Here is a 16,102-nt window from a genome sequence, read left to right as displayed (position 1 = left end):
CGCCCGTCTAAGTGCCTGCGCGCCCATCTGCGCAAGGTGACGGATCGCACGGTAGGCGACCCCTCCGCTGGAACGCGACCGGCCAACGCAACGCAACCCTCGCATGTCAGTTCGCGTCAGCCATCGCAAGCCAACCGTCGCATGGTCAACTCGCGCCAGCTATCGCAAGCCAACTGTCGCATGGCCAGCTCGCGCCAGCGAACGCAAGCCGACCACCGCACGGCGCGTGAGCGCCCACCCCCTGCGCGTCACCCCAAGCCTCAGGTCACCTTCTCAATCTGAGCCCTCTTGATCAGATTCTTCCCCGCCTCCCCAACCACCCCAAAAGCCGCACTGTTCAACACCACACAACCAGACCCGACCCCGACAATCCGGAACACCGCCTGCTTCCCGTTGTCCAAATTGGTGACCCGCACCGAAGTCCCCACCGGCAACGAAGAAGAAAACGCTCCGGGCGCCCCACCCACAGCCGACAACCCGACAGTCGCCCCATCGCAAACAACCTGCCCCACCACCCCGGTGGACCGAATCCGGGGTGCGGAGGACGACGCGGTGGTCCGAGCGGGGGCGGGAGCATTCCCCACGATCTCCACCCGGACCCGCCGGAGAACGTTTTCCGCCCCGCCCCGCCCCGAATCAGGCGATCGCAGCAAATCGAACGCCGCGGTGTTCAGCGCGGCACATCCGCGAGAAACCCCGGCAACCGCAACGGTCGCAGTACGTCCGTTCGCGAGGTTGGTGATTCGCAGGGAAGTACCGGCCGGCAACTGATCAGACAACACCCCGGCAACGCCTGCGGTGTCGACGAGCGCCAGAGGCTGCCCCGCGCAGACCTCTTTGCCCGCCACCCCGGACTGCGAAGCCGGAGCTCCCGATCCGGCCAGGGCGAAGGCCGCACCCCCGATGGCCGCGACTACCGAGAACACCCCGGCGGCCGCGATCCAGCCCTTCGACCAGCGCATGCGCAACACCCGACCTTTCTGTCAGGCCGTACGGCCCGCAGATCGGGGTGGTTCAACGACGCGTGGCGCGAACCAGCGCGGTTGGGTCACATTTCGCTAAATGGTCCCGCAGCGCCACATGGGCGAAGCGGTATTCGCCGTCGACTCGGGTCAGCAGCAGCCGATCCTGGGCGAGATGCAGCAAAGCCTTGCGCCGGAACGACAACTCGCCCAACGACAGCGGGCGCGTCAGTCCTTCCGCGGCCACCTCGGCCAGTGCGTCGAACGGCCAGACGTAGTCGCGAGCCGCGGTCGGTGTCACCAGCAGCCCGAGCGCCACACCCAGTGCGGTGCCCCAAGATCCAAAGCTGCCCAGCCCGCCCAGCGCGCCGGCCAGACCGAGCATCGGGACAACCGGCTGGATCCACCACGGGCGCCCGAGGCGCATGCGTTGCTGTTGTCCCGGGCGCACCGTGCGCCACACACGTCCCACCGCCGCAGCGAAGACTCCGCCCGCCACGCCCGCCGAGAAGCCCATTCCCATACCCGCCAGCACCACGTACGGGCCGGTCCAGATCATCGAGACACCAGGCGCGGCCGCGATCAGCACAGCCCACGGCACGGGTGCGTCGCCCGGCACAAAACCCAAAGCCAGGAAAATGGTCGCCACCACGACGAACACATACGTCACGGCGTACGGCCACGACGTTCCGATGCCGCCGAGCCACAATCCCGCCAGGGCAACCAGGAAACCGGCGAACACGCCTGCCACGAATCCCAGGACGGCGGTGATGATCCCGTGGGCGCGTCCTGGCGGGTGAAAGACCCGCGGCAGCCTGTTGACCAGAACCAGCAACAAAGAGGCCGCGACCGCGAACACCAATGCCGACCACATTCCGAGCTGTAGTCCCGTGATGAACGCGACGGCACACACACCACCGGCATATGCGGCGGGCACCGCGCGCACGAACAACAACCACAACGGGCGGGTCGGCAGCAGCGGGAGCCACGCACGGCGATGCGGCATGTGCACGGGCGCACCGAGGTCTGGGCGGTCCAACCGCGCGAGGAACTTCAACGCACGGATGGTCGGTCCTGCGGCACGTTGGGCGGAAAGCCTTTCCACGACGAAGGAGCCCACGAAGTCGGTGCCGATCGTGTCGACCTGACGATCGAGATGAGTCAGCGCCAACAGGTTCAGGGCCAGCGGCGAGTCCAGCCGCTCCCAGATCGCCGGCGTCAGGGCTGATTCCAGGCTGTCGAGCCGAGGGCTGACCGACGCGATGTACTCCAGCACCTGCCCGCGCGACAACGGTTCGACGTACACCGAGGGCAGGTTCTCGATCGGCTCGGTCGAGCACACCACGGACGCGAACGGCGCGAGCTCGGACTCGCAGAGCGCACGGTCGACCCGTGGCACCTCGTCGAGGCCGTCGATGAGCACGACGACCCGCTCGCGGCGCAGCCAGATCGTGCCCGCCGAGCGGCTGATGCCGTAGCGGCGGTTCATTTCGCGGAGCAGCCACGCGGTGAACTCCGTCGGCTTGCGGGTGCCGTACGCGCGCCACGTCGCCAAGTCCACGACAACGGGAATCGGTGCGTCCGGGTCGTTGCGCGCACGTTCGACCAACACCAGGCAAAGCTCGCGCAACAACGTGGACCGCCCGCTGCCGACCGGTCCGACGAGGACCATGGTGTGGCCGAGGCGGTCGTACACGGCTTCCAGGTCCGAGGAGGAGACTTCCTCGCCCTCGGCGCGCACCGAGAGCTGTGGCTGCCGCAGCACGCCGAGCTTGATCTGGGTCTGCGCGGCCAGCGACGAGGCGAGCAACGACGTCACCCGCGCCTCGACGCGGTCCAGGGCCGCGGTGCGGTTGCTGGTCTCGTGACCGCGCACACGTTCCCAGATCACGAGACCGATCGCGACGAGCACCATCACGCCCACGGCGGGCCACAGCCACCGGCCGAACTCGCCGAGGAACGCCGGCACGGCTCCGCCGGTGCTCACGCTGATGGCCGCCGGAAGCAGTAGAACGACGGTGACCAGGCACAACGCGGCTAACGCTGTCAGCCGTGCGGCTCTCGTCACCCCGCTCGGATCCACCTTCACCTCCGCGACCCCGGCGAACGACGGTAACCGTGCCGCCGGGATCGCGGAAGTGACTCAGAGGCGCTGCCAGAGGGACGCCGCGTTCGGCGGTTCCCAGCTCGTGATCGAGGTGTGCGCCTGGAGGCACTGATAGTCCAATCCGGCGTAACTCACACGCGAACCAACCGCATAGGCAGTCCCAGACGCCCACGCTGGGTATGCCCCACCGCCGGGAGGTTCCGTCGATGTGGTGGTTGGCTGTGATCCGCACGTGCCGAAGACCTCGAACTCCCAGAACGAGAACCCGTAGACGGTGCCGCGGTTCATGCCGTTGAACCTCACATATCGTGCGCTACTGGAAATTCCGATGTCCTCCACGCCGCCTGAGCCGGTGAACGTGGAATAGGCCTCACGCCACGAACTCCCGTTGTCGGACAGCTGGATCGAGTACGCCCGCCCGTACGCGGCTTCCCAGTTGATCCGCACGCGCGACAGTGCCCGCGACGACCCGAGGTCGACCTGCCACCAGTGCGGTTCGCTGTGCGCGGACGACCAGCGCGTCGACATCGACCCGTCGACCGCGAACGCTGCCGCCTGGTTCCCGCTCTCCACGCTGGACGCCGACGTCGGCCGGTTCCGCGACAGCAACGGCCCGCACGTCGGCGGGGGAGTGGTGGTGGTCGTGGGCCCGCCGCCACCGGTTCCCCGCGTCCACACGCCCACGTAGTCGACGACCATCGGAACACCCGGCACGATCCCCGGACCCGGCGTGCGCGTGCCGGAGTAGTTGTCCGGGAACTCGCCGCCGATCGCGACGTTCAGGATGATGAAGTACCCGGCGTGCCCGGTCATCTGGTTCCAGGTGTCCGCGGGCAGCTGGTTCTGGTTGACCTGGTGGAACAGTTCGCCGTCCACGTACCACCGCAGCTGCTGCGGCGAGGTCGAGGCGTCCCACTCGAAGCGGTACGCGTGGAAGCCGCCCTGGCACGAGGCGCCAGGACACGGCCGGCTGTTCGCGATGCCGTTCTTCTCGTTGCACGGCCCGCCGGGCGAGACACCGCAGTGCAGCACGCCCCACACGCGGTTGACGCCGTTGACGTTCTCCATGATGTCGAACTCGCCGACACCGGGCCAGTTCCACCAGTTCCCTCGGTACGGCGAGCCCAACGCCCAGAACGCGGGCCAGTACCCGAGCGCCGCGGCACCGGAGACGTTCGGCATCTGGATCCGTGCTTCCATCCGCAGCACGCCACCGGTGGGCGCCTTGAAGTTCTGCGCGTTGGTCTCGATCCGCGCGGACGTCCAGTTGCCGGCGCCGTCACGTCGTGGCGTGATGCGCAGGTTGCCGCCGCCGTCGAGCGACACGTTGGCGGGGTTGTTCGTGTGCGCCGCGATCTCGCCGGTGCCCCAGTTCGCCGGGCCTCCTGGATAACCGTGGCCGAGGGAGAACCGCCAGTTTCCCGTGTTGGGCAACGAGTTCGCCGGACCGGTGAAGTCGTCGCCGAACACCTGCGTCCACCCGGCAGGGGGAGGTGGAAGTGCGGCGCTGGTCTGCTGGGCGACAGCGACCAGCGCACTCACGGTGAGCACGCTGGCCGCTGCCAAGGCGATGGATGTTCGTTGTCGAGTGAGCCTCATTGCCAACCCTCCGAACGAGCGCATGAGAGCGCTCCCACGGACGATGGTGGCAGGCTTGTCAACGGTGAGGAGACATCACTTTCGCCGGTACCGGTTCCGTGCGATCACTGCTGCTGATCGCCGAAATTCCGGAGCCCTTCCTTGAGCTTTTCCTCACCCTTGTCGATGTGTTCGCTGTGCTGGCCGCCGGTCTTCTCGTCAGCGAACTGCCCAGCGCGTTCGACACCCTGGTCGACCTTGTCGCCGTGCTGGCCGATCAGGTCCTTCGCCTTGTCCTTGAGTTCATCGAAGCCCATGACTGCATCACCTCCCGATGCAGTTCGGGTACCCGGTCTGATATCCCGTACACCTCACTGGATCGAGTGAAGCGCCGCCATCGGGCTCACCCGCGCCGCTCGACGGGCAGGCAGCAGCCCCGCACCTGCCGTGAGTGCGGCCAGGATCAGCACCACCACGCCGACGGCCACGACGGGCACCTGCAACGGCCATTCGACGCCGAGCGAGATGATCGCGAGCCACGCGTAGGGAACCCCGACGACGAGCCCGAGCACCGCGCCGACGATCCCGTACAGGCCGGCCTCGGTCGTGATGAGGTGCCCGAGTTCCTTGCGGGTCAAGCCGATCGCGCGCAACAGTCCGGACTCTCGAGTCCGTTCGAGCACCGACAACGCCGTGGTCGATCCTACCCCCACCACGGCGATCAGCATCGTCAGGAACAGCAGTCCGACCGCGATCGCCACCAATGTGGTGAACCAGTTCTCCTGGGCGAGACGGTGGTCGGTGAGCGACTCGACCTCGAAACCCGCCGGCACCTTTTCCTTGTCTCCGTTGGCGAGTGCGCCAACCGGTTCGCCGTCCACATCGGACGTGTGCACCAACGCACTGCCGAGTGGCACACCGCCGAACACAGTCGCCGCCACCGTCATCTGCTTGCCGTTGATGTCGACCTGGCTTCCCGCTGCCACTCCGAGCCTGCTCGCGGTGTAGGTCGACAGGATGACCTTGTGCGGTCCCATGTCGCGCAGGGCGCCGGTGTCGACCTTGAAGTCGGAGAGGCCGCGGAGCTTGGTCATGTCCAGGTCGGTGGCCTGCATGGTGAGCCGCCCGTTCACCGTGATCTCGGTGCGCCGGTACGGCAGCACATCCGTGAGCCCGGCCGCTTTCAGCACCTGGACGTCCACCGGTCCGCCGATCTCCAGGTCTGCCGGGTAGGCGCCTGCCATCTCGGCCTTCCCCAGTCCCTGCAAGGTGTTCGCGCCGGTGAGCGTCGCGATGATGAGGCTGACCCCCAGTGCGACCACCGCGGTGACCGAGGCCGCCCGGCGTGGCGCGCCGCCGACCCCGCTCACCGCCAGCGACCCGATCGTGCTGCGCCGCAACGGAACGCTGATCAGCCGGAGCACCGGCGAGATCAACGCGGGTCCGAGCGTGATCAACGCACCGAACGCCAGTGCGCCGCTGATGGTGGTGCGCAGCAGCAGTTCTTCGGTCATGCCGGTCGGCCGCTGCTTGGTCGCGAGGCCCTCGACCGCGACGTTGACCAGCAGAACACCCGCACCAGCCGCCATCAGGATTCCGAACACCCAGCGCGGCCCGCCGATACTGCTCTTGGTGTCCTGAACGGCCGACGTGCGCAGTGCCTCCAGCGGCGCGACCTTCGCGGCGGACCACGCGGGCGCCAGCACGGCCAGCGTCGTCAGCACGAACGACCCCACGACCACGACCAGCGCCGGCGTCAGCGGAAATCCCGGCGCCGACAACCCCGCCAGCGGCACGAGCTGTCCCGCGCCGGCGGCCAGCGCCACCCCGGCGATCGACGCGAGCAGTCCGACCGCGGCTCCCTCGGCGACCAGCCGCCGAGCCAGGTGTCCGCGTGTGGCACCGATGGCCCGCAGCAGCGCCAGCTCCCGCATGCGCTGAGCGAACACGATGCGGAACGTCGAGGTGGAGACCAGCGCCGCCACGATCATGGCGACGGTGACGAACGCGCCGAGCAACGCGAACACCTCGACCAGCCGGGCTGCCTTGACCGCGAGCGAACGTTCGGTGATGTCCTTGGCGAGCACGGTCGAGTAGGCGAAGAACGCCGCGATCGTGATCGAGAGGACGGGCAGGAACTTCCTCATGCGGCGACCGCCTGCACGACGCGTCCGTCGGCCATCCGCACCACGACGTCGGCGTAGGAAGCCGCGCGGTCGTCGTGCGTGACCATCACGATCGTCTGCCCGAACTCGCGCACGGCCTGCCTCAGCAGGTTCAGCACGTCCGCGGACGTCCGCGAGTCCAGGTTGCCGGTGGGTTCGTCGGCGAAGATCACGTCAGGCCGCGTGACGAGCGCACGGGCCAGCGCCACGCGCTGCTGCTGCCCGCCGGACATCTCCGACGGCCGGTGCGACAGCCGTGACGCGAGCCCCAGCACCTCCACGAGCTGCGTGAACCAGGCGCGATCCACGCGTCGTCCGGCGAGGTTCAGCGGTAGCAGGACGTTCTGTTCCGCGGTGAGCGTCGGCAGCAGGTTGAAGGCCTGGAACACGAAGCCGATCCGGTCGCGCCGCACCTTGGTCAGCGCGTTGTCGGAGAGCCGGGTCAGGTCCTTCCCGCCCAGCAGCGCCGCGCCGGACGTGGCCGTGTCGAGTCCGGCCAGGCAGTGCATCAGGGTCGACTTGCCGGACCCGGACGGCCCCATGATCGCGCTGAAGGCGGCGGGCCGGAACCCGACGGTCACCCCGTCGAGTGCTCGAACCGCGGTGTCGCCGGAGCCGTACACCTTCACGAGGTCGGCCGCGGCGGAAGCGTAGTTGTTCACGAGGACCAGAAAACGGCAGATGACGAGCAGAAACCTCCCTCTCCAGCACGGCAGGCCTCTGTCTTTCGGCCGATCTGCGAGGCCCGTGCAACTGCCTAAGGTCATTGCCATGCTCTGGAGGTACGGCGCGATCGCCGCCCTGGTCGCCGCCGCGTTCGTGGACTGGTACTACGGTCTGTTCCGCTCACCCGGCCTGTACCCGTGGACCGGCTGGGCCGCGCTGGCGTGCATCCTGCTGCCCGCGGTCGCCTGGCTGCGTCCTCACCGGGCGCTGGTGGCGCTCGCGGTCCTCGCGTCCATCACGTTCACCCTGGTCAACCCGCTCGAGAAGGAGTTCGGCCTGGCCGAGAGCCTGGCGTTGACCGGGGTGCTGGCGGTCACCGCCCACCGGGCGAGGTCGTGGCGGGACGCGCCACTGCTCGGCGGGATCGTGATCGCGCTGGTCACGCAGCCCGTGCGCGACCCGCTCGGACCCACCGAGATCACCCTGGCCATGGGTCTGCTGGTCGTCGCCATCGGCGTGCTCGCGCTCGTCGGCTACCTGCGCCTGCTCAGCAACGCCAGGGAGAAGCAGGTGGCGGCTGTCCAGGCCGAGCAGAAGGCCGAGTTCGCCAGGGACCTGCACGACTTCGTGGGCCACCACATCACCGGCATGGTCGTGCTGGCCCAGGGCGCGAGCCGGATCGTCGAACGCAACCCCGAGCAGGCCAGACAGGCCCTCGAACGCATCGAGGAGGCCGGCGGTGAGGCCATGACCGCGATGCGCCGCATGGTCGGCATGCTCCGCGAGGACGCCCCCGTGGCACCGGTCGCGGGCATCGTCGACATCGAGCCGCTCGTCGAGGCCGAACCGCGGGCGACCCTCGAAATCCACGGCGACACGGCGAACCTGCCGCTCGAGGTCACCAGTTCCGTGTACCGCGTGGTGATGGAGTCGTTGACGAACATCAGGAAACACGCCCAGGAAGCGACCAAAGTGGACGTTCAGATCCAGACCTCACCGGACTGGGTCACCGTCCGGGTCGCGAACGACGGCAAGCATGCGCGGCAGGGCAACGGCTTCGGCCTCATCGGACTCACCGAACGCGTGCAGGCGCTCGGTGGCAGGATCAAGGCGGGGCCCGGTATCGACGGCGGCTGGGTCGTCGACGCCGCACTCCCGACAGGAAAGGCGACTGCGTGATCAGGGTTCTCGTCGCGGACGACCAGGCGATGGTGCGCACCGGGTTCGGCATGATTCTGGGCGCCGAGCCCGACATCGAGGTGGTGGCGGAGGCGCGGGACGGCGTGGAAGCCGTCGCCGAGGCACGCCGCACCAAGCCGGACGTCGCGTTGATGGACATCCGCATGCCCCGCATGGACGGACTCGAAGCGCTCAAACAGATCGCGAACGACGTGCACGTAGTTGTGTGCACGACGTTCGACCACGACGAGTACGTGCACACAGCGCTCACGAACGGCGCGTGCGGGTTCCTCCTGAAAGACGCAGGCCCCAACCTGCTCATCGAAGCGGTGCGTGCGGCTGTCACGGGTGATGCGCTCATCAGCCCGTCAGTCACCGTCAGGCTGTTGCAGCACATGCACACGCCGGCGCCCCAACAGCCGCACAACCTCTCCGCGCGCGAACTCGACGTCGTGAAGCTGGCCGCCATCGGCAAGACGAACGCGGAGATCGCGCAGGAGCTGTTCATCTCCATCGGCACGGTGAAGACGCACCTGGCGAGCGTTCAGGCCAAATTGGACGCTCGCAACCGCGTCGAGATCGCCGCCTGGGCCTGGGAGTCCCGGCTGGTCGGCCAAAAGTAGGACCCCAACCAGTCTGCGGACAGAAGCCGTGCTCCCGCAACAACACCAGAATTCGAGTCATGAAGAAACTCCTGCTGCTGATCCCCGTGCTGGCGCTCGCGGCCTGTGGCCAGAAGAGCTACACGTACGAGGCGTTCTACGACATCGAGGGCACCGGCAAGGCCGAGATGACGCTCGTCGTGCCCGGTGGTGCCACGCAGACCGAGACCGTCGACCTGCCGTTCAAGAACCGCGCCATGCTCGCCAACGACCTCGGCAAGATCACGCTCACGGTCAAGCCGCAGAACGGCCAGGCGACCTGCAAGTTGCGCGTGGAGAAGGAAAAGGAGATCACGAACGCGGGCAGCCCGGCGACGTGCTCCTACGAGATCACCAAGGACACCGACAACTGAGTGATTGGTTAAACCTTGCCCGGTCACCGCCCGCTCCACTAGGAAACGCGCATGATGCGAATCGCAGCTGGTCTGGCAGTGGCGGCACTGGCCGCCGGGTTCATCACGCCCGGAGTCGCGTCCGCGGAGCCACAGGCACGACCCGACTGCGGTTACACGGTGACGCCGGACGAACCTCCCGCTCGTCCGGTGTCCGTTCCGCACGACCCGTGGTTCACCAAGGGCAAGGTCCTGGTGAAGGTCAAGACGAACCAGGGAGACATCCCGCTGGTGCTCGACCGCACCAAGGCGCCGTGCACCACGCACAGCTTCATCCACCTGGCCCAGCGCGGTTTCTACAACCAGACCGACTGCCACCGCCTCACCGCGTACCCGACGCTGAAGGTGTTGCAGTGCGGCGACCCGTCCAGCACCGGCGAGGGCGGCCCCGGCTACAAGTACAAGGATGAGCTGCCGACCGACCTGAAGCCCGCGCCGAACGACCCGACCGGCCTGCGCCGCATCTACCCGCGCGGCACGCTCGCGATGGCCAACGCCGGCCCGGACACGAACGGCTCGCAGTTCTTCCTCGTGCAGAGCGACAGCATCCTGCGCCCGAACTACGCGGTGTTCGGGCAGATCCTGCCAGAGGGGCTCAAGACCCTGGACAAGATCGCGGCCGGCGGCATCGCGGGGGAGAACCCGCTGGACGGCCGCCCGAACATCAAGTCCGAGCTGAGGTGGGTGTTTCCCCTCGGGATCTGACCGAGGCGCGCCAAGCACGTGGTGAGCTGCCGTAGGCACGCGTGAACGCGCGGCTGAACGCCGCTTCGGAGTACCCGACGCCTGCTGCGACCCGTCCGACCGGTTCGGTCGTGGTGAGCAGCAGGCGTGCCGCGTGTTCGAGGCGGTGCCGCAGCACGTAGGCGCCGGGCGGCTGGCCCAGCACCTCGGTGAACCGGGTGGCGAACGCCGAACGCGAGAGGGCGGCGAGCTTCGCCAGTTCGTCCACCTGCCAGTCACGGCCGGGAGCGCGGTGAATCGCGGACAGCACCGGACTGAGCGCGGGGTCCAGCGCGGCCGTCAGCCAGCCGGGGTCGGCCTGCCGGTCGGATGCCGCCCAGAACCGCAACGCGCGGATGAACAGCAGATCGAGCAACCGGGCGACCATCACCCGTGAACCCGGCTGCGGTTCGGTCACCTCCGCTCGCATCAGGCCGAGGCTCAGCGGCAGCCACTTCGTGTCCTCCGCGGCGCCGCGCACGACGATCGCCGCGGGCAGCACGCCGAGCAGCGGTGCCGCGACCAGTGCCTCGGCCAGGTACTCGCCGGTGTACCAGGATCCGCCACGCACCGTGTGCGCGTCGCCGCGGGCCAGCAGCGCCATGTCGCCGGCGGCCAGGTCGACCGGCCCGTCCGGCAGCTCCACCCGCACCTCGCCGTGTTCGGCGAGGTGCACCAGGCGGGCACCGGACGGGTACCGGGTCGTCCTGTCACAGCTGTGGACGACCTCGCCACCTCGCAGGTGAATCGTTTGCAGCACATCGGAAAGCGCGTCCCGTTTGCCGTATTCCGACTGGACGAGCGGTTCTGGTGGATCGGCAAAGTTCCCCGGCGTCTCGGCCATATTCGGTACTCCGTTGTTCTCCTATGCTCGCCCCGCAGTATGGGAGAGCGCTCTCAAAGATGCGAGCACTCGAGTCCATTCGAGACGGAGGAACATCATGTCCACGAAGCCGACCGTGTTGCTCGTGCACGGTTTCTGGGGCGGCGCCGCGCACTGGGCGAAGGTCATCGTCGAGCTGCGCAAGCGCGGCTTCGAGTCCCTTCTCGCCGTGGAGAACCCGTTGACGTCGCTCGCGGACGACGCGGCGCGCACCCGTCAGATGATCAACCAGGTCGCCGGGCCGGTGCTGCTGGCCGGTCACTCCTACGGAGGCGCGGTGATCACCGAGGCGGGCGATCTGCCGAACGTGGTCGGACTGGTGTACGTGGCGGCGTTCGCGCCCGACGCCGGGGAGAGCCTGGCGGTGATCAGCGCCGCGCATCCGGCGGTGGCGCACGACAGCATCGCACCGGACTCGGACGGTCACCTGTGGATCGCGCAGGAGAAGTTCCACCAGAGCTTCTGCCAGGATCTGCCGGAGGACGAGGCGCTGGTCATGGCGGTCACGCAGAAGGCGCCGCTCGGCGTGACGTTCGCGGCCGAGGCGTCGCGACCCGCGTGGCGTGCCAAACCGTCGTGGTACCAGGTGTCCACCGAGGACCGGATGATCGATCCGGACAACCAGCGCCGCATGGCCGCGCGGATGAACCCGCGCAGGACGATCGAGCTCGCTTCCAGCCACGCCTCGCTCGCCTCGCACCCCGTGGAGATCGTCGATCTCATCGAGGAGGCCTCACGCGCCTGAGAACGCCCACCCCCGCAACGCTCCGTAGAACGCGTCCGAGAGCCGCCGGACCACCTGCTCGTCAGGGAGTCCGGCGGTTTTCGTGAGGTCGATGATCTCCCTCGGGTCGAACATCGCCTGGTGCAGGAACTGCGCCACGGTCAGCAACGTGTCCGGGAGGGCCAGGTCGTTGAGCACCCCGCCCAGCGCCCGGTTCCAGGCCTGCCGTCCTTCCGCGACCGTTCGCCGTGTTCGGCCAACGACGCCATGACGTCCTCGTGATAGGCCTTGACGAGCGCTTCCACGGACGGGAAGTGGCGGTACGCCGTCGCTTGCGAGAGCGCGGCCTTGCGCGCGATCGACTGCATCGTCGCGGCGGCTGGTTCAGCCCGCAGGACGTGCGTGGCCGCGTCCAGCAACCGTTTCCGGTTGCGCCGCGCGTCACTGCGGCTGCTCGTCTCCTCCGGCAGGGCATCCTCCAACCCGCGTACGACGGCGAGTGCAGGATAGGGCGAACTATCCGCGGAACGAGGAGATTCCGGTCAACGCGTGGCCGATGGATAGCAGATGGATGTCGGAAGTGCCCTCGTAGGTGAGGACGGATTCCAGATTGTTGGCGTGCCGCAGGGGTGAGTACTCGAGCGAGATGCCATTCGCACCCAGGATCGTCCGGCTCTCCCTGGCGATCGCGATGGCAGCCTCCACGTTGTTGTATTTGCCCATGCTGATCTGCTCGGGCTTCAACGTGCCGGCCTCCTTGAGCTTCGCGAGGTGCAGCGCCAGCAGCATCGAGTTGCTGACCTGCACGGACATGCTCGCGAGCTTCCGCTGCGTCAATTGGAACGCGGCGATCGGCTTGTCGAACTGGATGCGCGTGCCGGAGTAGTCCAACGCGGCCTGCAAACTGTCGCGCGCGGCACCGACCGCGCCGAACACGATCCCGAAACGCGCCTCGTTCAGGCACGAAAGAGGAGCGCGCAGGGAAGTGGCGAGGGGTAGTCGCGCGCTTTCCGGGAGTCGCACGTCTGCCAGAATCAGTTCGGAAGTGACGGACGCTCGCATTGACAACTTGTGTTTGATGTCCTGCGTCGTGAATCCGGGCGTGCCGCGGGGAACGAGGAATCCCCGAATTCCCTCCTCGGTCTGCGCCCACACGGTCGCCACGTCGGCCAGACCGCCATTGGTGATCCACATCTTGGTGCCGTTCAGCACCCAGTCCGACCCGTCCCGGACGGCCCGCGTGCGCATCCCGGACGGGTTCGAGCCGAAGTCCGGCTCGGTCAGCCCGAAGCAGCCGATCGCCTCACCGGCGGCCAGTCGCGGCAGCCACTCCTGCTTCTGCTCCTCCGACCCGTACTTCCAGATCGAGTACATCGACAGCGAGCCCTGCACGGACACGAAGCTGCGGATGCCGCTGTCCACCGCCTCCAGCTCCAGGCACGCGAGCCCGTACGCCAGCGCCGACGTGCCCGCGCACCCGTACCCCTCGAGGTGCATGCCCAGCACGCCGAGCTTGCCGAGCTCCCGCGCCAGCTCGCGCGGCAGGATCCCTTCCTCGAACCACGTCCCGATGTGCGGCCGCACGTGGTCGGTCAGGTACGCCGCGACGGTGGCCTGGATGTCGCGCTCCTCGTCGCTCAGCAACGACGGGATGTCCAGCAACTGCAACGGGTCCTGCACTTCACTGCTCCAGCTTCGGCGGGCGCAGCCGGTAGGTGACCGGCGTGCGCGACAGGCGGATGGGGTTCGCGACGAGCGTCATGTCGTCGATCGTCGCGGTGGGGTCGAGGTCGAGCGACTCGGCCAGCGCGAACGCGTGCGCGATGTCGTTCACCGGACCGCACGGGACGCCGAGCGGCGTCAGGGTCTCGAACCAGTGCTGTGCCGGCCGTGTGCGCAGCCGCGCCTGGAGGACCTCGAACAGTTCGTCGACGTGCACGACCCGGTCGGCGTTCGTCACGAACCGCTCGTCGGTGGCCAGCTCCGGCACGTCCAGCACCGAGCACAGCCGGCGGAACTGCCGGTCGTTGCCCACGGCGAGCACGATCGGCTGGTCGGCCGTCGGGAACACCTCGTACGGCGCGATCGACGGGTGCCGGTTGCCCATCGGCTTCGGCACCGAGCCCGCGAGCGTGAAGCCCGCGCTCTGGTTCACCATGCTGGACAGCAGCACCGACAACAGGTCCAGCTCGACCAGCTGGCCCTGCCCGGTCGCCTCCCGGTGCCGCAACGCCGCCAGGATGCCGACGCACGCGTGCAACCCGGTCAGCACGTCGACCAGCGCCACCCCGGTCTTGACCGGCTCGTACGGCCCCGGCCCGGTCACGCTCATCAACCCGCCCACGGCCTGCACGAGCAGGTCGTAGCCGGGCAGGTCCGCACCCTTGCCAGAACCGAACCCGGAGATCGAGCAGTAGACGAGGTCGTCGCGGCCCAGCGACTCGTAGTCGAGCCCGAACTTCTTCATGGTGCCCGGCTTGAAGTTCTCGACCACCACGTCCGCCCGCGCGATGAGCTCGCGCGCCTGCTCCCGGCCAGCCCCGGTGGACAGGTCGATCTGCACCGACGTCTTGTTCCTGTTGACGGACAGGAAGTACGTCGCCTCGTCCTGGTAGTGCGGCGGACCCCACGTGCGGGTCTCGTCGCCCCTTCCCGGCTGCTCGACCTTGATCACCTCGGCGCCGAGGTCGCCCAGCATCATCGTCGCGTACGGGGCGGCCAGCACCCGGCTGAAGTCCGCGATGACCACGCCTTGGAGCGAGCCTCGTGCGGATGCGGCCGAGGGCTCCGGCGCACCGGGCGTTGCCGTGTCCGAGTCACCGCGAGGCGCGCTCGTGTCATCCGCTTCCGGCTGCGGCGCCTGGTTCGCGTCCGTCTGCTCGGCGGGTGCCGGGTCCACGTCGGGGCCCGCCGCGTTCGTCACACCATCGGGCGAGCTCATGCGACCCGACCCCGCAGCTTCATCGCGGCCAGCACGCGTTCCTGCGCCAGTTCGCGCGCAGCCACATGTGTTGTGGTGTCCCGATTCCGGGCCTCGGCGATGACGTTCGCCGCGTTCGCCCTCAGCTTCGACGACACGGCGTCCAGCACCGTCGCGGGGTTCACCGGGAACGGCGAGTACCGCGCGTCCATCCCGAACGCCGCCGCGACCACGCCGCCGGCGTTCGCGATGAAGTCCGGCACGACCGTGATCCCACGAGCGGCCAGAACCTCCTGCGCCTCAACGGAAGTCGGCAGGTTCGCACCCTCGACCACCAAGGTGGTGTCAAGTTCGCCCGCGAGGTCCGCGTCGATCACGTCCTGCATCGCGGCAGGCACCAGCACGTCGCACGACGCACGGAGTTCGGCACCCAGTGCCTGCACCGGGCCGTACTCCTTGACCGCGAGATCACCCGACGACGCTCGCAAGTCCAGCAGCCGTGCCACGTCCAGGCCGTCGGGATCCACCAACGCGCCGTGCACCGACGACACCGCGACGACCACAGCGCCGAGCTCCGCAAATCTCTTGGCCGCAGCAGCGCCGACCGCGCCGAAACCCTGAATCGCCACCCGTTTACCGGGCAACACCATCAGTTCGTCCGCCACCTCGGCCACGCCGAACCCGGTGACGCCCAGCTCGTCGTACGGAAGACCGCCGAGTTGAGCCGGTGCGCCCATCATAGCGCCGCGGTCCGACAGCTCGTCCTGGACGATCGCGGCGTCCCGTTCGGTGAGGCCCATGTCGAGACCGAGCACGTACTCCCGCGGCACCTCGTTGGACAGCTTGCGCGCGAACGCCCGCAGTGCCGCTTCCTTGCCGGGGGAAGAAGGATCGAACACGATCCCCGCCTTCGCCCCGCCGAAGAACAGGTCGACCCCCGCCCACTTCCACGTCATCACGCGCGCGAGCCGGGCGATCTCGGCGACCGTGACGGACGGGCTCATCCGCGTGCCGCCCTTGCCCATGCCGCGCGCGGTGTTGTCGATGACGAGCACACCCTTCATGCCAGTGCGCCGGTCGGACACGCAGACGACCTTCTCAGGCCCCCACTCGTCCATGAGCTGGAGAACGTCCATCAGCA

Annotated in this window: 17 protein-coding genes; 5 read left to right on the top strand and 12 right to left on the bottom strand. The window is 68.3% G+C overall.

From position 1 onward, the window contains the following. Nucleotides 1–260: 260 nt before the first annotated feature. The 6 genes from UK23_RS26860 to UK23_RS26835 form a co-directional block, all read right to left on the bottom strand. Complete coding sequence (locus UK23_RS26860; RefSeq protein ID WP_156213400.1) at nucleotides 261–962, bottom strand: hypothetical protein; 702 nt, start codon at nucleotides 960–962, stop codon at nucleotides 261–263. Nucleotides 963–1,014: 52 nt separating this feature from the next. Then, nucleotides 1,015–3,051, bottom strand: coding sequence for a sulfite exporter TauE/SafE family protein (locus UK23_RS26855; protein WP_156213399.1), 2,037 nt, complete (start codon nucleotides 3,049–3,051; stop codon nucleotides 1,015–1,017). Between the two features lie 54 nt (nucleotides 3,052–3,105). Next, a complete protein-coding gene (locus UK23_RS50590; RefSeq protein ID WP_196777907.1) occupies nucleotides 3,106–4,611 on the bottom strand; it encodes a discoidin domain-containing protein in 1,506 nt (501 codons plus the stop codon). Between the two features lie 161 nt (nucleotides 4,612–4,772). Then, a complete protein-coding gene (locus UK23_RS26845) occupies nucleotides 4,773–4,964 on the bottom strand; it encodes an antitoxin (protein ID WP_045314418.1) in 192 nt (63 codons plus the stop codon). 54 nt (nucleotides 4,965–5,018) lie between these two features. Continuing rightward, a complete protein-coding gene (locus UK23_RS26840; protein ID WP_052685080.1) occupies nucleotides 5,019–6,794 on the bottom strand; it encodes an FtsX-like permease family protein in 1,776 nt (591 codons plus the stop codon). Then, nucleotides 6,791–7,474, bottom strand: a complete 684-nt coding sequence (locus UK23_RS26835; RefSeq protein WP_231114686.1) for an ABC transporter ATP-binding protein — start codon at nucleotides 7,472–7,474, stop codon at nucleotides 6,791–6,793. Before UK23_RS26835 ends, UK23_RS26840 begins: the two co-directional genes overlap by 4 nt. Nucleotides 7,475–7,583: 109 nt before the next feature. On the opposite strand from UK23_RS26835, the gene UK23_RS26830 reads away from it, so the two are divergent. Genes UK23_RS26830 through UK23_RS26815 form a run of 4 tightly spaced genes read left to right on the top strand, consistent with a single transcriptional unit; the run spans nucleotide 7,584 to nucleotide 10,416 of the window. After that, the gene (locus tag UK23_RS26830) at nucleotides 7,584–8,657 is read left to right on the top strand and encodes a sensor histidine kinase (RefSeq protein WP_045314417.1); all 1,074 of its coding nucleotides are present in this window, start codon (nucleotides 7,584–7,586) and stop codon (nucleotides 8,655–8,657) included. Then, a complete protein-coding gene (locus UK23_RS26825) occupies nucleotides 8,654–9,280 on the top strand; it encodes a response regulator (protein ID WP_045314416.1) in 627 nt (208 codons plus the stop codon). Before UK23_RS26830 ends, UK23_RS26825 begins: the two co-directional genes overlap by 4 nt. A gap of 59 nt (nucleotides 9,281–9,339) precedes the next feature. Then, nucleotides 9,340–9,672: a lipoprotein gene (locus UK23_RS26820; protein WP_045314415.1), complete on the top strand. Its 333-nt coding sequence runs from the start codon at nucleotides 9,340–9,342 to the stop codon at nucleotides 9,670–9,672. A gap of 51 nt (nucleotides 9,673–9,723) precedes the next feature. Further along, nucleotides 9,724–10,416, top strand: coding sequence for a peptidylprolyl isomerase (locus UK23_RS26815; protein ID WP_045314414.1), 693 nt, complete (start codon nucleotides 9,724–9,726; stop codon nucleotides 10,414–10,416). Here UK23_RS26815 and UK23_RS26810 read toward each other — a convergent pair. Continuing rightward, a complete protein-coding gene (locus UK23_RS26810) occupies nucleotides 10,376–11,278 on the bottom strand; it encodes an AraC family transcriptional regulator (protein WP_045314413.1) in 903 nt (300 codons plus the stop codon). The two genes, UK23_RS26815 and UK23_RS26810, sit on opposite strands and share 41 nt — an antisense overlap. A 97-nt stretch (nucleotides 11,279–11,375) precedes the next feature. On the opposite strand from UK23_RS26810, the gene UK23_RS26805 reads away from it, so the two are divergent. After that, nucleotides 11,376–12,062 (top strand): alpha/beta hydrolase, encoded by a 687-nt coding sequence (locus tag UK23_RS26805; RefSeq protein WP_045314412.1) that lies wholly within the window; start codon nucleotides 11,376–11,378, stop codon nucleotides 12,060–12,062. On the opposite strand, the gene UK23_RS26800 is transcribed toward UK23_RS26805, so the two are convergent. The 5 genes from UK23_RS26800 to UK23_RS26780 are packed head-to-tail and all read right to left on the bottom strand — an operon-like array spanning nucleotide 12,051 to nucleotide 16,097. After that, complete coding sequence (locus UK23_RS26800; protein ID WP_045314411.1) at nucleotides 12,051–12,239, bottom strand: hypothetical protein; 189 nt, start codon at nucleotides 12,237–12,239, stop codon at nucleotides 12,051–12,053. The genes UK23_RS26805 and UK23_RS26800 overlap by 12 nt on opposite strands. Further along, nucleotides 12,203–12,523, bottom strand: a complete 321-nt coding sequence (locus UK23_RS26795; protein ID WP_052685079.1) for a TetR/AcrR family transcriptional regulator — start codon at nucleotides 12,521–12,523, stop codon at nucleotides 12,203–12,205. The genes UK23_RS26800 and UK23_RS26795 overlap by 37 nt, the downstream gene beginning before the upstream one ends. A 34-nt stretch (nucleotides 12,524–12,557) precedes the next feature. Then, nucleotides 12,558–13,721 carry an acyl-CoA dehydrogenase family protein gene (locus UK23_RS26790; RefSeq protein ID WP_045314410.1) on the bottom strand — a complete coding sequence of 388 codons (1,164 nt, stop codon included), beginning with the start codon at nucleotides 13,719–13,721 and terminating at the stop codon, nucleotides 12,558–12,560. A gap of 1 nt (nucleotide 13,722) precedes the next feature. Beyond that, nucleotides 13,723–14,982 (bottom strand): CaiB/BaiF CoA transferase family protein, encoded by a 1,260-nt coding sequence (locus UK23_RS26785; protein ID WP_082115003.1) that lies wholly within the window; start codon nucleotides 14,980–14,982, stop codon nucleotides 13,723–13,725. Continuing rightward, nucleotides 14,979–16,097 (bottom strand): Glu/Leu/Phe/Val family dehydrogenase, encoded by a 1,119-nt coding sequence (locus UK23_RS26780; RefSeq protein ID WP_231114684.1) that lies wholly within the window; start codon nucleotides 16,095–16,097, stop codon nucleotides 14,979–14,981. The genes UK23_RS26785 and UK23_RS26780 overlap by 4 nt, the downstream gene beginning before the upstream one ends. Between the last annotated feature and the right edge of the window lie 5 nt (nucleotides 16,098–16,102).

Origin of the sequence: Lentzea aerocolonigenes (assembly GCF_000955955.1) — a bacterium.
Taxonomy (GTDB): domain Bacteria; phylum Actinomycetota; class Actinomycetes; order Mycobacteriales; family Pseudonocardiaceae; genus Lentzea; species Lentzea aerocolonigenes_A.
The sequence above is the reverse complement of the archived record's forward strand: the minus strand, read 5'-3'. Positions and strand labels throughout refer to the sequence as shown.

Bases quoted from the DNA above. Each gene is read 5' to 3' on its own strand.
- UK23_RS26860 (WP_156213400.1), bottom strand. From the start codon at position 962: ATGCGCTGGTCGAAGGGCTGGATCGCGGCCGCCGGGGTGTTCTCGGTA.
- UK23_RS26845 (WP_045314418.1), bottom strand. From the start codon at position 4,964: ATGGGCTTCGATGAACTCAAGGACAAGGCGAAGGACCTGATCGGCCAG.
- UK23_RS26840 (WP_052685080.1), bottom strand. From the start codon at position 6,794: ATGAGGAAGTTCCTGCCCGTCCTCTCGATCACGATCGCGGCGTTCTTC.
- UK23_RS26830 (WP_045314417.1), top strand. From the start codon at position 7,584: ATGCTCTGGAGGTACGGCGCGATCGCCGCCCTGGTCGCCGCCGCGTTC.
- UK23_RS26820 (WP_045314415.1), top strand. From the start codon at position 9,340: ATGAAGAAACTCCTGCTGCTGATCCCCGTGCTGGCGCTCGCGGCCTGT.
- UK23_RS26815 (WP_045314414.1), top strand. From the start codon at position 9,724: ATGATGCGAATCGCAGCTGGTCTGGCAGTGGCGGCACTGGCCGCCGGG.
- UK23_RS26810 (WP_045314413.1), bottom strand. From the start codon at position 11,278: ATGGCCGAGACGCCGGGGAACTTTGCCGATCCACCAGAACCGCTCGTC.
- UK23_RS26805 (WP_045314412.1), top strand. From the start codon at position 11,376: ATGTCCACGAAGCCGACCGTGTTGCTCGTGCACGGTTTCTGGGGCGGC.
- UK23_RS26785 (WP_082115003.1), bottom strand. From the start codon at position 14,982: ATGAGCTCGCCCGATGGTGTGACGAACGCGGCGGGCCCCGACGTGGAC.
- UK23_RS26780 (WP_231114684.1), bottom strand. From the start codon at position 16,097: ATGGACGTTCTCCAGCTCATGGACGAGTGGGGGCCTGAGAAGGTCGTC.